A 15,467-nucleotide genomic window follows, 5' to 3' on the forward strand; every position below is an offset into this window, starting at 1 on the left:
TTAGCATCCTGTATATTGTGGTGTACGTTTTTGCATAAAGGCTTGTACGCCTTCACGATAGTCACTGCTACGCCCTGCTAAACGCTGTAAATCACGTTCTAAAATCAATTGCTCATCGAGGCTATTAGCTGCTGCAGCATGAATGGCTTTTTTAATCAATGACAAACCATAAGTGGGTTGTGTCGCTAAATGTTCTGCCAATTTGCTGGCTTCGGCTTTCAGTTTTTCGTCTTCAACCACTTGCCAAATCATGCCCAATTGTTGTGCTTGCTCAGCAGGAATCTTATCGCCAAGCATAGCCAAAGCCATTGCTTGTGCACGACCAACCAAACGTGGCAAAAACCATGTTCCACCCGAATCTGGAACTAAACCTAAACGACAAAAGGCTTGAATAAAGGATGCTGATTTTGCAGCCAGTACAATGTCACACGCCAAAGCAATGTTGGCACCTGCACCCGCTGCTACACCATTCACTGCACACAGCACTGGTTTCGGCATTTCAGTAATCAGTTTGATCAGTGGGTTATAATACATTTCAATCGAGCGGCCTAAATCAGGTGCATCGGCATTCGGATCAACCACGCGGTCGCTTAAATCTTGTCCTGCACAAAAACCTCGACCTTCCGCAGAAATCACCACTGCACGAATCTCAGCATTTTTTGCCCATGCTTTGAGAACTCCTGAGACTTCTTTGTGCATAGTTTCATTAAAGCTATTGAGTTGCTTTGGACGATTAAACGTTAAATAACCGACTGCATTTTTTTCTTCGACAATAATTGTTTGGTAATCCATTACACACCTCTAAATGCGGGTTGTCTTTTTTCTAAGAAAGCTTGAATGCCTTCCTTACGATCTTGGGTTGCTGCCAACCACACAAAATGTTGACGCTCGAGTTTTAAACCCTGGCTTAGGGTCACTTCATGAATACTTTTTAGCGACTGTTTAATCACACGAATCGCTAGGGGTGCTTGCTTGGCAATTTTTTCTGCCAATTCAACGGCATATTGCACCGTTAAAGCTGTTGGGCAAATTTGACTGCTGATCCCGTGTTGTAATGCGGTCTGGGCGCTGATCATTTCACCTGTCATTGCCCAACGCATACACAGTTGCTGACCGACGAGACGTGCCAAACGCTGTGTTCCACCTGCCCCGGGCAACATGCCTAAACCAATTTCTGGTAAAGCAAATTGTGCATTTTCACCACTCAACACAATGTCACCATGCAATGCCAATTCAAAACCTGCACCTAAGGCATAACCGTTGACAGCCACAATTAAAGGCTTGGAAAATTCATCAATGCGCTTCCACAACTGTGGTCGTTGATCTTGCTGAATATTCACTACATCAAGCTGTGCCAATTCATTTAAGTCTGCGCCTGCAGCAAAGCATTGTGAATGACCTGTAATCACGACTGCACGCACTTCACGGTCTTTATCTAAGGTTGTTAAATAATCCGCGAGCTCTTGCAATGTGGCATTGTTTAAGGCATTACGTTTTTCAGGGCGATTCAGTTCAATGAGCACCACACCGGTTTTTGGAGAACTACTTTTTAGATATTGCATGTCCATACTTTCATTCCACACGGCGTTATTCATCAAAACTTAAGCGTACATTGGCAGTGGTTGGACGGGCTTGGCAGCTCAAGACATAACCTCTTGCAACTTCATCCTCTTCAAGGCTGTAGTTGATGGCCATCTCGACTTCACCTTCAAGCACCTTACACTTACAGGTGGCACACACCCCACCTTTACAGGCATAAGGTAAATCTGCACCTGCACGTAATGCGGCATCGAGGATGCTGTCATCTTGTTTTGATACCTCAATGATCAACTCACGACCATCTAAAATAATGTTGACCTTTTCTTCACTACGTTGCGCAACTTGTTGTGCTGATGCTTTTGTAGTCGTACCTGTATTAAAACGTTCTGTATGAATCTTGCTGCGCTCAATCCCTAGCGTCGGCAAAATTTCCTCAACGGCCGTCATCATCTCTTCTGGACCACAGGCGAAACAGTGATCTGTATCTGTACGAATCAAACCGGCTTTGGCCAACTGCTGGAGCTTTTCAGCATCAATACGACCGTTAAAGATCTCGCTGTCATTCAATTCACGTGAAAAAATATTCACCAATTGCAAACGCTGATGAAAGCGATCTTTAAGATCCATGATTTGTTCAGCAAACATGGTTTGTTTCCATGAACGATTGCCATAAACCAGTGTAAATGTGGCATCTTGCTGACGATTCAGCACTGATTTCACGATGGATAAAATTGGCGTAATTCCACTGCCTGCAGCAAAGCCTAAATAATGTTGTCCACCGACTTTTGCTGCTTTTTGGAAAAAAACCCCTTGAGGTGGCATCACCTCTAACACATCCCCTGCTTTGAGGTTTTCATTTGCCCATGTTGAAAATTGACCTTGATCAATTTTTTTAATAGCAATACTCATATCTTCTTGCACATCGCTACAAATCGAATAGCAACGACGAATTTCACCTTGCTCTGTGAGATGGCGAATAGTCAGGTGTTGACCTGGTTGATATTGAAACGCTGAGGTTTGTTCATCTTGCACAGCAAAAGAAATACAAATGGCATTTTCCGTTTGCGGCTGGATTGATTTAATGGTTAAGGGGATAAATTGACTCATTGTTAAAATCCTTCTTTTATTTTATTGCTGTGCTGTTCAGCGCACATCGATGTCCATTAGATTAAATACATTTAAAGTAATCAAAGGGCTCTAAGCAGTCTTGGCAGCGGTATAAGGCTTTACATGCAGTAGAACTAAACTCGCTTAAGAGCTGTGTATGTGCACTGCCACAATGTGGGCAAGCCACTCCATCCGTCAGCGCCACATGCGTACCACACTGATGAGATGAACCTTGTGGTGGTGCAATGCCGTATTCGCGTAGCTTTTCTTTACCTGATTCACTCATCCAATCCGTGGTCCATGCCTCAGATAAATCCACCACTACTTTGACAGGGTGAATGTCATGCGCCAACAACGCTGTTTTGATTTCGTCTTTGAGTAAATCAGTGGCAGGACAACCGCTATAGGTTGGTGTCAAACGCACCACAATCTCTTGGCTTGCATTGATTTCTACACCACGAATCATGCCCAAATCCAAGACCGATAACACCGGAATTTCTGGGTCAGACACCTGTTGTAAAATCTCCCAACATTGCTGCTCAACGTGTTGAATTCGGTTCATGTCACTCACTCCCTGTGAACGCTGTGATTACCACACCATCTCTGGATAGCTGCGTTGTAAATATTGCAACTCGGCAAGGACATAACCTAAATGTTCAGTATGCAAACCTTGCTTGGCACCGCTACGGTAGGCTCCCTCTTGTGGTAGTTGAAGCTCGAAACGCGTTAATTCCGATTGAATAAGTTCTAACCATTTCGCAGGTAATATTGTTAAGTCAGGAACAATGCCGGCTTCTACCAATTGTTTTTCATCGTTAGTCAGTGCAAATAGCTCTTCGGTGAAACGCCACAATTGATTTAAACCATGTTGCACCTTGTCATGTGCTTCTTGCGTACCCAGACTTAAGCGCTCCATCCAAGCTGTTGAAAAACGTTGGTGATATTTCACTTCTTTGAGAGACTTAATCGCAAAGGCAGACAGTTCGGCGTTGTTGCTATTGCTTAACGCGGCAAATAACAAGGCATGATAATGATCCATTAACCATTGACGTACGATGGTCTGTGCAAAGTCGCCATTGGGTTGTTCACAGAGCAGTAAATTGCGATATTCACGCTCAGTTCGAAAGTACGCTAAACGATCTTCATCACGTCCTAAACCTTCAATACTCCCTGCCAGTGAAAGCGCAGTACGTGCCTGACCTAATAAGTCCAAGCCAATATTCGCAAGTGCAATATCAAGCTCAAGTTCAGGTGCATGGCCACACCATTCCGCTAAACGATGTGACAAAATCAGTTGGCTGTCACCAATGTGTAATAGAAATTCGGATAAAACTTTATTGGTCATGCTGTGATCCTCCAATTACATATGCTCAATGCCGTGTGGAATGTTGTAAAAGGTTGGATGACGGTAAACCTTATCCAAATGTGGTTCAAAAAACTCCCCTTTTTCATCTGGTTGTGAACAAGTAATTAACTCAGATTTGACCACCCAAATACTGATACCTTCGTTGCGACGGGTATACACATCACGCGCATTTTGTAAGGCTATTTCATCATCAGGTGCGCGTAAGCTACCCACATGTCGATGGCTTAAACCTTGTTTGCTACGTACGAAGACTTCGTATAAAGACCAATTGTTTTTGTTATCCATGATTAAACTTCCTGTATGTCATTGATGACTTAAATGCTTATGCAATTTTGCGCGTATCATTGAATTGCTGTTGTTTTTTGGCATAGCTTGCTGCTGCATCACGAACCCATTTGCCGCCCTCCCATGCTTTACGACGTGCTTCAATACGTTCATGGTTGCATGGACCTTTACCTGCGATCACATTAAAGAATTCAGTCCAATTCACTTCACCAAACTCATAATGACCGGTCTCTTCATTCCACTTCAGGTCTGGATCTGGCACAGTTAAACCAAGCTGTAAAACTTGTGGCACGGTGTTATCCACGAATTTTTGACGTAAGGCATCATTACTAAACAGCTTAATTTTCCAATTCATGCTTTGTTCACTGTTCGGTGAATTGTCATCACTTGGACCAAACATCATGAGTGCAGGCCACCAAAAACGATTGACTGCATCTTGCGCCATTTGTTTTTGTTCAGGTGTGCCTTCTGCTAAACGCATCATGGCTTCAAAGCCTTGACGTTGATGGAAACTTTCTTCTTTACAAATACGCACCATGGCACGTGCATAAGGACCATACGAGGTACGGCATAAAGCAACCTGATTGACAATCGCCGCGCCATCGACCAACCAACCAATGGCTGCGACATCTGCCCAACTTAAGGTTGGATAATTAAAGATTGATGAATACTTCATGCGACCTGCAATCAGTTTATCCATCATATCGTCACGATCTGCGCCTAAGGTCTCAGCTGCGCTATAGAGATATAACGCGTGACCTGCTTCGTCTTGTACTTTGGCAAGTAATACCGCTTTACGTTTTAAGGTGGGCGCACGGGTAATCCAATTGCCTTCTGGCAACATACCAATCACTTCAGAATGTGCATGTTGTCCAATTTGGCGAATTAAAGTTTTACGATAAGCGTCTGGCATCCAATCCTTTGGCTCAATCGATACATTATTGACAATGTTGTCATCAAATCTTTGTTGTTGCGTGTTCATGTTGTCTCACTTATCCCAAGTGTCGTTAGATTTAAATTAATACGATACAAAAAATAATTCAATTGCTTTTTATTGGTATCATATAAATATTTTTAACATCTATTAATAAGATATTGTTTTTATTTAATTAATATTTTTTTCATACTAAAAAATAATTTTTTTAACAGGGAATTTGATTGACAATCTGTTTTTTTGAATGCAATTTATGAAACACATATTATAAATTTAATATTAACAACGTATCATAAATGGAGTTATATCGATGTTGGATCTTGAGCAAAATTCACAAGACAATACCATTTCAGTGGATGGTAAATATGAGCCATCGGAATCTTTACTGCGCTTAAGTTCATTGGTTCTTGGACAAGAACACGTTGCATCAGCAGACTTACGTACAGTATTTCACGCCATTTCAGGTCAAGCCATTTACCAAGTCAGTAGTCATGGCATTGACACTCAAGCCGTGGTGCAATATGCCAAAACGCATGGTTCAAGTGTTGCCAATTGGACCTTTCATCAACGTGCCAATGCATTAAAGCAAATTGCACAGTACTTATTGGAACGTAAAGAAGACTACTATGCCCTTGCCGCAGCAACGGGCTGTACACGTAAAGATGCGTGGATTGATATCGAAGGTGGTATCGGTACATTATTTGCCTACTCAAGTTTAGTCCGCCGTGAGCTGAGCGATGAAAAAGTTTGGATTGAAGATGATTTTATTCAACTGTCTAAACATGGTTCATTTGGTGCCAAGCATTTACTGAGTCCCAAAGCCGGCGTAGCAGTACATATCAATGCCTTTAACTTCCCGATTTGGGGCATGTTGGAAAAAATTGCACCGACATTATTGGCGGGTGTGCCGTGTATTGTAAAACCTGCAACAGAAGGTGCTCAGTTGACCCATGCAGTGGTGAAGGCCATTCATGAAAGTGGTTTCTTGCCTGAAGGTGCATTACAGCTGATCTGCGGTCAAACCTACGATCTCTTTGAACATTTAAATGAACAGGACACCGTGACATTTACTGGTTCTGCCTCAACGGGACAAAAATTACGTGCACATCCGCATTTAAATGCCTATTCCATTCCATTTAGTATGGAAGCCGATTCAGTCAACAGTGCCATCCTGACAACCCAAGCCTCAGATGAAAGCATTGATTTGTTTGTCCGTGAAATTTTCCGTGAAATGACCACCAAAGCCGGACAAAAATGTACCGCGATTCGCCGGGCATTTGTCCCTACGGCTTTATTAGAGACGGTGCAACAGCGTTTGATTGAGAAGCTGAAAAAAGTCGTGTTGGGTGATCCAAGCCAAGAAGGTGTGACGATGGGTGCTTTGGCGAGCTATAAACAAAAGCTCGATGTTGCAGAAAAAGTCGAAATATTGGCACAAGATGCTGACATTATTTTTGGCAGTCATTTACGCCGAGATATCACTACAAATGGTTCATATTCTGAAAAATCAGCCTTATATCCACCTGCAGTTTTGCTTTGCCGTCAACCGCTTGATGCACAGTACGTCCATCAGGTTGAAGCGTTTGGCCCGGTGGTGACACTGATGCCGTATAGCACAGAAAGAGAGTTGGCAACCTTAGTCGCAAAAGGTGAAGGCAGTCTTGTGGCGTCCATTGTACGCAATGCGGATGAAAATATTGAAAGCTTAGTCGCAAAAATTGCACCATGGCACGGTCGCCTGCATATTCTAGATACCGAAAGTTCACGTGAAAGTACAGGTCATGGTTCACCCCTACCACTTTTAGTCCATGGTGGACCTGGGCGTGCGGGTGGTGGTGAAGAATTAGGAGGCTTACGTGCAGTCAAACATTATATGCAACGTACAGCATTACAAGGCTCACCAAATGTGTTAACCCAAATTGGTCATCGCTGGACAGCAGGTGCACAAGTCTTTGAAGATCGCGTGCATCCATTTAAAAAGTCATTTGATGAACTGCGTATTGGTGAGCGTTTACTAACAGCACGACGCACCATTACCGAAGCAGATATCGTTAATTTTGGTGGTTTGAGTGGCGACTATTTCTATGCACATATGGATAAAATTGCCGCTGCAGAATCATTATTTGGTGAACGCGTTGCGCATGGTTACTTTATTGTGTCTGCCGCAGCGGGTCTCTTTGTCGATGCTGCAGCAGGCCCAGTCATTGCCAACTATGGTATGGATAATTTACGTTTTGTTGAGCCGGTCAAAATTGGTGACACCATTCAAGTGGAACTGACCTGCAAGCAAAAAACACCAAAAACCTTGCGTGATCCTGAACAAAAACCACACGGCGTGGTGGTTTGGGACATTAAAGTGAAAAACCAACGCGGTGAATTGGTGGCAACCTATGACATCTTAACGCTTGTCGAGCGTGATGTATAATTTCGACTCAACCAAAAAAGGAATCAATATGATTCCTTTTTTTTATTTCATAGATATATCTGTATCTTTTTTTGTAAATAGCATTGACGAATAATGAATTTCAACCTAAATTCGATTAATGATACTTTTTAAAATTAAAATAAATAATAAATGTATCAAATATATTTCAATAATAGCTTTGCACAGGAAGTTGCAAAATGAATGACAAAACAATGGTTATAGAAACAGTTGGTTGCATCAAGCAACCTGCCATTTTAATCAAAGTAGGTAGTTTTATGGACATGAATAAAAGGAATTTCGCATGAATAATTCGCAAATAGAAATGAATACACCAGAACTTGCAATGGATATCCCCGAACAATCGAGGACACAGAAAATTGCTTTAGCAACCATCGTTGGTACCACCATCGAGTGGTATGATTATTTTATTTATGCTGCTGTTGCAGGTTTAGTTTTTAACCAACTTTTTTTTTACACCTGCCGGACCTGCTTTCGGAACCCTATTAGTCTTCGCCTCGATTGGTATTAGTTTTATTTTCAGACCCTTTGGTGCCTTTATTGCAGGTTACTTTGGCGATAAATTAGGACGTAAAGCTGTACTCGCTATGACTTTGCTTTTGATGGGTGGGACAACGACCATGATTGGTTTACTTCCAACCTATGAGAATATTGGTATTGCAGCTCCGATCATTTTAATTTTATTACGTATTTTACAAGGTATTTCTGCAGGTGGTGAATGGGGTGGAGCTGTATTAATGGCTGTTGAACACGCTCCTACCAAAAAACGTGGCTTATTTAGTTCATTTCCACAGTTAGGTGTACCACTAGGTTTGTTACTTGCATCCTTTGTTCTGGTGATTATGACCGCTTATGTTTCTCCTGGTGATGCATTTTTAGAATGGGGATGGCGCGTACCATTTTTACTCAGTATTATTTTATTTGGTTTAGGCTATTGGATTCGTCGCTCAGTTGAAGAAAGTCCAGTGTTCGAACAATTAAAAGAGCGTAAAGGCACAGCAAAAAAACCAATACGGGAACTATTTTCTGAGTATAAAAAACTTATTTTAACAGCTTCCCTTCTTACTGCTGGTACAACTTCACTTGGTTATATGACAGCAGGCGGTTTCATTCAAAGTTTTACTACTAATCCAAATGGCATGGCATTAGATCGACCAACAATTTTGAGTTTAGTCTGTACTTCTGCAGTCATTTGGACATTCTTTACTTGGCTTTCAGCAGTCATGTCCGATAAATTTGGTCGAAAACCTATTTATATTTTAGGTTCAATCATCCAAATTTTAACTGCACTATTCTTATTCCCATTGGTTAGCACTGGTGAATATGTATATATTATGCTTGGTTTAGCAATACTCGCTATGGGAATTGGAATCACCTATGGTGTGCAAGCTGTTTATTATTCTGAACTCTTTCCTGCATCTATTCGATTCTCTGGTATTTCAATTACTTATGCAATCGGATCAATCATTGGTGGTGCATTCGCACCCCTGATTGCTGCAGCTTTAATCACTAAAGCTAACGGCATTTTCTTGGTAAGCACCTATCTGACGGTTATGGCTGTTATTGCTTTCATTGCAATCTGTGTACTTAAAGACCGCACAGGTATTACACTGGAACCAACCGATGAAGCTGAGAATGCACAAAAGAAATCGCCATTTGTTTGGAAATAATCTTAGCGTTTAGATTTTTAAAATGACTTGCACATGATGTCATTAAAAATAAGACTTGACTCGGACTTTTCAATCCGAGTTTTTTCTTGACTGATGCTTATAAATTTCTGCATATACTAACAGTCAAAAGAAGTATAGGCTGACTAACTAAAAATGAATTGTTTAAATTAATTATTTTATGAATGTTAATTCTTCTTTTATTAATTTTACGCTTATAAATCTCATACCCAAGATCTTATCTAGAGTGTTTCTTTGTTTTTAAGAAATTTTAGTCTTGCAAAATGGCTTAGGAAATATGTTAAATATTGAATATGAATCACATTTCAGTTCAAGCTCCCACTTTTTTCAACTCGCTCAGGTTATAATGATCGTCTCCCAAAATACGATTGATCTAATATGAGCACCTCCAATGACCCTTTACACGGCAAAAAACTTGCTGACATCTTGGATGAATTATTAGATTACTACGATGGTTTTGAAGGCTTAAGCCGTAAAATTGAAATTAGATGTTTTTGCATAGATCCAAGCGTTAAATCATCACTACGATTCCTACGTACTACACCTTGGGCACGTGAAAAAGTAGAAAGCTTATATTTGTATGTCTTACGCCAAAAAGCCAAACAGAAAGCATAACGATTAATACCTAAGCTCAAATAATCTTGTATAGCAGTTTGTGTTTTAAGATAAAATGAAACTGCTGAATCCTTCTAGCTATTCCTTGCACGCAGTATTTTCGCCTCAGATTTAATTCGATCCCTATTATGAGCAATCCTTTTTCCCAGCATCCTCAAATTGGTGTAGTTACTACATTTTCTGAATTGATTCACAGTCATTTCGAAGGTCAAATGAATGCGCTTTGCTGGCAACGTAGCTTACAAGGTGACTTTAAAGAAGTAGTCAAAAAACTCGAACTGATTGAAAATATTACTGAAGTTTCTATAGATGATCTGATGGAATTAAAGCTTTCAGCGCAAGGTCATTTAGCAAGAGAAATCATTTTAAATGACATGCAACAATTAACAGCATTTGGTGCATCACCCTCGCTGAATTTGCTTAAATGTTATGAACGCGATGATGAATTCGATTTCATCTCAACCGATGTTTATTCTTTTCATGTTGATCGATCACCCATCGCTACCGATACCTTTTTATGTACGTATTATGGTGCTTCTAGTGATATTGTGCCAAATGATCAAGTCACACAAAAAATCTTAATTCCTGAAATACGAGATCAACTCAAAGCTTTATACGATGGCCCTGACTCAGAGTTTGATGACTTTTTAAAGGAATATTTTTTTGATTTACATTATCAACTCAAAGACAATGCTGTGCCTGTAAATTTAGGCAATGGTCATCTATGGCGTTTAGCGGTGGATCATCCTACACAGCCAGTTTTACCTTGTGTGCACCGCGCACCTGTTGAAAATGCAGGTGAATATCGGCTTATGCTGATTTGCTGATTTGCTGATTTGCTGATTTGCTGATTTTAAATATTGATAAATCCTGAGTCCATACGATCCATTCTGTCTAATGAATGAACCGTAATTGAGATCGAGCTGAATTAAGGCAGCGGTAAAGCACTGGCAGTAGCCAAATATCTGTTTGTGCTTGATCGTATTGTACCTTGGCAAATGCAGATTCGAAATTGCTGACATTTTTAGCAAAAGTACTTTGTAATGCCGTCGAAATACCAACAGCTAAGCCTAGGCGTATAAACGCAGTAGAATATAAAGACATGATTTTTCCCACTCATTTATTAAAAAAAAGTGGCGGGAATGTTTTAGGCTATCCCGCCATTAGCGGGGCATAAACAGGAGGAGGTGTTTGCAGTAAGAGATCAGGCGCTTGATAAAGATTCGTCCAAACAAATTTTGGCAAATATTCAAAGGCCGGATGCGCAATAAAAAGAATCGATTGTTGATTTTGTACAATCTAATGCGTCATAGACGGCAAATACTGTTGATAATCTTCACCGAGTTGCAGATCACTTGCGATATTTTTGTCTAGTTTGCTACTTGATTCAGATGCTTGATGCAACGAATGCTGCGGATTGGTTTCACTGCTGACGCATAAGGTATTTTGATGATGACCAAAATGATAGCTTTGAACAACTTGGGTTTGCTCTTCATGCACACAGAAAGCGGCTGCCACGTTCCAAAGGCTTTGGAACATGAACAATCCGACTAAGACTGTTATCCATGTCGCAGAACGCATATTGCATCAATCAAGAAAATTTGAATGATGATAAAGCTTGGAGTCGGTCGAAGGTCAAGTGAATCTTTGAATTTGTCTTAAAAATGGATTGCCATAGAGATATAACGTAACGCATTCGCTTTAATCCCCTGACACGGCACATTCTAAAGACAATCCATTGGTTCATGATTACGATTTTTATCAGCGAAACTTTTTTAATTTAGTTCTGAATCATTCTTCAACTTAGCTTTTCTTGTCACAACTAAGCCGCAGAGCACCACCAATGTCGTAACACCTAAAGATAATGAAGTTTCATAACTGTAGGCTGGAGATAAAAACATATAGATCAGCACACTTAAGATCACCAAAATGACTGCCCATGTCAGCCATGGAAATAGCCACATTTTAAACGCAACCTCAGTTCCATTTTTTTCGATTTGTGTTCTCAATTTAAGCTGTGAAAATGCAATCACTAAATAAACCAATAAGGCAATTGAACCTGTTGTAGACAGTAAAAATCCAAATACTTGGCCTGGAAATAAATAATTGACTGCACAGCAAATTAAGCCCACTACAGACGATGCCAATACTGCAATTGCAGGCACACCAGAGGCATTAATTGATGTGACCCATTGAGGTGCTTCTTTGCGTGTCCCCAATGAAAATAGCATCCTTGATGAACTATAAAGTGCAGCATTCATACAACTTGCAACCGCAATAAAGACTACACTATCAATAATCAATTTTGATTGAGGGACATTTAAACTTACCAAGACATATTGGAAAGTGCCTAATTGTTGTAATTGTGGTGAACGCCAATCGACCAGTGCAACCGTTATAAAAATTGAAACCACAAAAAATAAGATGACCCGATACAGTACTAAATTGGTTGCACGTTTAATTTTTTGTTCAGGATCTTTTGATTCTGCTGCAGCGATAGACAGTATTTCTACACCAAAGAATGAAAATGCTGAAATCAATATTGCTGAAAGTACACCACCCAGGCCATTTGGCATAAATCCATCATTTTTAAACAGATTTTCTACACCACTTACATTAGGTGCTAAGGGCCAAAACCCCAATATGGCGGTGAGTCCAATGGCGATAAAAATTACAATAGCCAAGACTTTTATCAGAGAAAACCAAAATTCAAACTCACCAAAACTCCGAGTACTAAAAAAGTTCGCTAAACTGAGAAGCACAATAAAGAATGTCGCAAATACAGCACTGGATATTGAAGGAAACCATGCATGCAGAATTTCTGCACCAGCGATTGCTTCAATTGGAATAACCAAAACCCAAAACCACCAATATAGCCATCCGATGGTAAAGCCAGCCCAAGGCCCAATGGCTTTTCTTGCATAGGTTGAAAATGAGCCGGTGTCAGGTTGAGCTACAGCCATTTCTCCCAACATTCGCATGATTAAAAAAACCAAAATACTGGTAGTAATATAAGCAAGAACGGCGGCAGGCCCTGCTTTTGCAATCGCAGCAGATGATCCAACAAACAGTCCAGCACCAATTACACCACCAATACTGATCATTGTAATATGCCGATTAGATAGCCCTGCACCCAGTTTTGCAGTTGAATTATGTGTGGCTAAGCTATCATCATGCATCGATTAGATTCCCTGTCTGCACGGTCAGTCGTACAAATCATTATTTCCAAGATCATTAGGAATAAAAAAGGGAAAACGCTGTGTTCTCCCTTGTTTTGTAACAATTTAATCTAGAAAATGAGTTTTTCATAGTTCTAATCAAAACTTTAAGATGCAGCTTAATACCATTTTTTCATCTAATTCACTGTTATTACTTATATAATTTATATTTATTTAAAAACTTATTTGACCATTTTCTAAATACAAAATATGGGCTTTTAAATAATCTAACTCATCGCCATGATGCGTAACATATATCATCGGCAGCGCCAACTGTTCTTTCACCGTGTTTAAAAATGGCAATATTTGATCTTTCAGCCTGCGGTCCAGTCCTGTCAGCGGTTCATCTAACAGCAGTAAGTCAGGCTGTGACAGCAATGCGCGTCCTATGGAAACGCGCTGCGCCTCACCGCCAGAAAGTTCATGCGCCCGCCGTTTGAGCAGTGGCTGTAACTCAAGCAGATTAGTCACTTGCTCAAATTTAAATTTCGCATTTTCCTGAGCGCCTAAGTTCTCCGCATATTGCAGATTTTGCTGCACATTCATATGCGGAAAAAGCCATGCTTTTTGAAAAATCAGCGCAATACTGCGTTGATGCATCGGCACGTTAATCTTCTGCGCCGTATCGAACACATCACGCTGATTCAGCAATATATAACCTTGCTGCGGCTGCAGCAAACCAACCAAATTTTTCAGCAGCGTAGACTTGCCGCTGCCTGATGGCCCCATAATGCCAAGCAGCTGTTCTTGCATCTGCAGCCGAGCCTGCAATTGAAAATCTGCATATTGAAACTGAAAATCACACTGAAGCATGGCAGGCTCCGAGTTTTCGCTGATAGCGCTGTAAAATATAATAATTGGCAATCAATGCGCCAAAAGCCGCCAGCAGTGAAAGGATCACTAAACGCATTGCGGATTCTTCGCCATTGGGCTGCTGTATCAGCGAATAGATAGCAATTGGAATGGTTCGGGTTTCATCAGGAATATTACCCACAAAGGTAATGGTTGCGCCAAATTCGCCTAAACTTCGGCTAAATCCTAAAATGCTCCCGATTAAAATGCCCGGCAATGCCAGCGGCAGGCTAATTGATGCAAATACCCGTAACGGATGCGCGCCTAGTGAGCTTGCAACCTGCTCCAGCTGCTGATTAATCATTTGAAAAGACAAACGGATCGGCTGCACAATCAGCGGAAATGACACAATCATGGATGCTAAAACGGCGCCTTTCCAATTAAAAGCCAGTTGAATGCCCCATTCATTGAGCAGCTTGCCGATCCAGCCATTTGAACCAAACAGCACCAATAGCAGATAACCTAAAACCACCGGCGGCAGCACCATCGGCATTTGTAACAGCGCTTCGACTAAAAATTTCAAATGAAACTCATAGCGCGCCAGCACCCAAGCCAGCCCAATAGCAAATGGCAAGCAAAATACAGTGGCGCAAACGGCAACCTTAGCCGACAGAAACAAGGCGCTCCACTCTTCTGGGCTGAGCATGCTTTAGCCTTTCACACCAAAGCCATAATGCTTAAAAAGCATTTTGCTTTGCGCATGGTCTTTAAGATAACGGTAAAACTTCACGGCCTCAGGTTTAGCTGCGCCTTGATGTGTTAAAGCCAATGGATGAATGATAGGTTGATGAGTATGATTTGGAAAAATCCCGGCTATTTTAACTTTAGAACTGATCAGCGCATCGGTACGGTAAACAATCCCCGCTTGGCACTCACCGCGTTCAACAAAAGCCAAAGCCGATCGTACATCATCTGTCCCGACAATCCTTCCATTCAAACTTGATAGCCAGCCCAACTTGGTTAGGCTTTGTTTGGCATATTTTCCAGCAGGTACAGACTCCATTTGTCCTGTACATAAGTGACCTTTGAATGCCTTGGCAAAATTAAACTGCGGCGCGGCTTTAAATTGCATATTCACCGCTTTAGGCGTAATCAGCACCAAATCATTGCTTAGCATGTTGAATACTTGCTTTGCAGGTATTTTCTGTTTTTGCACCAAATAATTCATCCAATCCACATCTGCTGAAAAATACAAATCACTTGGCGCACCGGCTTCAATCTGTTTGGCTAAAGCAGATGACGCGCCAAATACCGGTACAATTTTGATGTCTGGATTCTGTGCCTGATATTGCTTTGCAATATCGCTGATAGCATTGCTTAAACTGGCTGCAGCATAAATTTTGACTGTTTCCGCCTGAGATGCGCCAGCAATGAAGCTCAGTCCTACTGCTAAAATAAATTTGAATCGCATAGCAAACTC

General features: G+C 41.1%; 16 protein-coding genes and 1 pseudogene. 4 read left to right on the forward strand and 13 right to left on the reverse strand.

The genetic code is table 11. The annotated features are described in order from the left end of the window. The 7 genes from paaG to paaA all read right to left on the reverse strand — a co-directional run bounded on the left by paaG (position 1) and on the right by paaA (position 5,279). A complete protein-coding gene (paaG, locus tag AVJ20_RS06750; protein ID WP_078193733.1) occupies positions 1-792 on the reverse strand; it encodes a 2-(1,2-epoxy-1,2-dihydrophenyl)acetyl-CoA isomerase PaaG in 792 nt (263 codons plus the stop codon). Next, the gene (locus AVJ20_RS06755) at positions 792-1,562 is read right to left on the reverse strand and encodes an enoyl-CoA hydratase-related protein (protein WP_111884704.1); all 771 of its coding nucleotides are present in this window, start codon (positions 1,560-1,562) and stop codon (positions 792-794) included. The genes paaG and AVJ20_RS06755 overlap by 1 nt, the downstream gene beginning before the upstream one ends. Positions 1,563-1,587: 25 nt before the next feature. After that, positions 1,588-2,646: a 1,2-phenylacetyl-CoA epoxidase subunit PaaE gene (gene paaE, locus AVJ20_RS06760; RefSeq protein WP_111884660.1), complete on the reverse strand. Its 1,059-nt coding sequence runs from the start codon at positions 2,644-2,646 to the stop codon at positions 1,588-1,590. Positions 2,647-2,707: 61 nt separating this feature from the next. Next, positions 2,708-3,208: a 1,2-phenylacetyl-CoA epoxidase subunit PaaD gene (gene paaD, locus AVJ20_RS06765; RefSeq protein ID WP_111884661.1), complete on the reverse strand. Its 501-nt coding sequence runs from the start codon at positions 3,206-3,208 to the stop codon at positions 2,708-2,710. A 27-nt stretch (positions 3,209-3,235) separates the two neighbouring features. Next, on the reverse strand, positions 3,236-3,991 hold the full coding sequence (gene paaC, locus AVJ20_RS06770; RefSeq protein ID WP_078193736.1) for a 1,2-phenylacetyl-CoA epoxidase subunit PaaC: 756 nt from the start codon (positions 3,989-3,991) through the stop codon (positions 3,236-3,238). Positions 3,992-4,006: 15 nt separating this feature from the next. Next, the gene (gene paaB / locus AVJ20_RS06775) at positions 4,007-4,297 is read right to left on the reverse strand and encodes a 1,2-phenylacetyl-CoA epoxidase subunit PaaB (protein WP_111884662.1); all 291 of its coding nucleotides are present in this window, start codon (positions 4,295-4,297) and stop codon (positions 4,007-4,009) included. 37 nt (positions 4,298-4,334) lie between these two features. After that, positions 4,335-5,279 carry a 1,2-phenylacetyl-CoA epoxidase subunit PaaA gene (gene paaA / locus AVJ20_RS06780; protein ID WP_111884663.1) on the reverse strand — a complete coding sequence of 315 codons (945 nt, stop codon included), beginning with the start codon at positions 5,277-5,279 and terminating at the stop codon, positions 4,335-4,337. 262 nt (positions 5,280-5,541) lie between these two features. On the opposite strand from paaA, the gene paaZ reads away from it, so the two are divergent. The 4 genes and pseudogenes from paaZ (at position 5,542) to AVJ20_RS06800 (ending at position 10,804) form a co-directional block, all read left to right on the forward strand. Continuing rightward, positions 5,542-7,656 (forward strand): phenylacetic acid degradation bifunctional protein PaaZ, encoded by a 2,115-nt coding sequence (gene paaZ, locus AVJ20_RS06785; RefSeq protein ID WP_111884664.1) that lies wholly within the window; start codon positions 5,542-5,544, stop codon positions 7,654-7,656. Positions 7,657-7,957: 301 nt separating this feature from the next. After that, positions 7,958-9,344 (forward strand): annotated as a pseudogene (locus AVJ20_RS06790) (MFS transporter). Between the two features lie 396 nt (positions 9,345-9,740). Beyond that, positions 9,741-9,977: a VF530 family DNA-binding protein gene (locus tag AVJ20_RS06795; protein WP_111884665.1), complete on the forward strand. Its 237-nt coding sequence runs from the start codon at positions 9,741-9,743 to the stop codon at positions 9,975-9,977. A 128-nt stretch (positions 9,978-10,105) separates the two neighbouring features. Continuing rightward, complete coding sequence (locus tag AVJ20_RS06800; protein ID WP_111884666.1) at positions 10,106-10,804, forward strand: DUF1826 domain-containing protein; 699 nt, start codon at positions 10,106-10,108, stop codon at positions 10,802-10,804. Positions 10,805-10,871: 67 nt separating this feature from the next. On the opposite strand, the gene AVJ20_RS06805 is transcribed toward AVJ20_RS06800, so the two are convergent. The 6 genes from AVJ20_RS06805 to modA form a co-directional block, all read right to left on the reverse strand. Continuing rightward, positions 10,872-11,081, reverse strand: coding sequence for a hypothetical protein (locus AVJ20_RS06805; protein ID WP_111884667.1), 210 nt, complete (start codon positions 11,079-11,081; stop codon positions 10,872-10,874). 195 nt (positions 11,082-11,276) lie between these two features. After that, a complete protein-coding gene (locus tag AVJ20_RS06810) occupies positions 11,277-11,558 on the reverse strand; it encodes a cation efflux protein, CzcI-like (protein WP_228157173.1) in 282 nt (93 codons plus the stop codon). 194 nt (positions 11,559-11,752) lie between these two features. Beyond that, entirely contained in the window at positions 11,753-13,156 is a 1,404-nt protein-coding gene (locus AVJ20_RS06815; protein ID WP_111884668.1) for an amino acid permease, read from the reverse strand. Positions 13,157-13,369: 213 nt separating this feature from the next. After that, the gene (locus AVJ20_RS06820; protein ID WP_111884669.1) at positions 13,370-14,008 is read right to left on the reverse strand and encodes an ATP-binding cassette domain-containing protein; all 639 of its coding nucleotides are present in this window, start codon (positions 14,006-14,008) and stop codon (positions 13,370-13,372) included. Then, the gene (modB, locus tag AVJ20_RS06825) at positions 13,995-14,693 is read right to left on the reverse strand and encodes a molybdate ABC transporter permease subunit (RefSeq protein ID WP_111884670.1); all 699 of its coding nucleotides are present in this window, start codon (positions 14,691-14,693) and stop codon (positions 13,995-13,997) included. The genes AVJ20_RS06820 and modB overlap by 14 nt, the downstream gene beginning before the upstream one ends. 3 nt (positions 14,694-14,696) lie before the next feature. Beyond that, entirely contained in the window at positions 14,697-15,458 is a 762-nt protein-coding gene (gene modA / locus AVJ20_RS06830; protein WP_111884671.1) for a molybdate ABC transporter substrate-binding protein, read from the reverse strand. Between the last annotated feature and the right edge of the window lie 9 nt (positions 15,459-15,467).

This window comes from Acinetobacter sp. CFCC 11171 (genome assembly GCF_003268405.1).
Lineage (GTDB): Bacteria > Pseudomonadota > Gammaproteobacteria > Pseudomonadales > Moraxellaceae > Acinetobacter > Acinetobacter amyesii.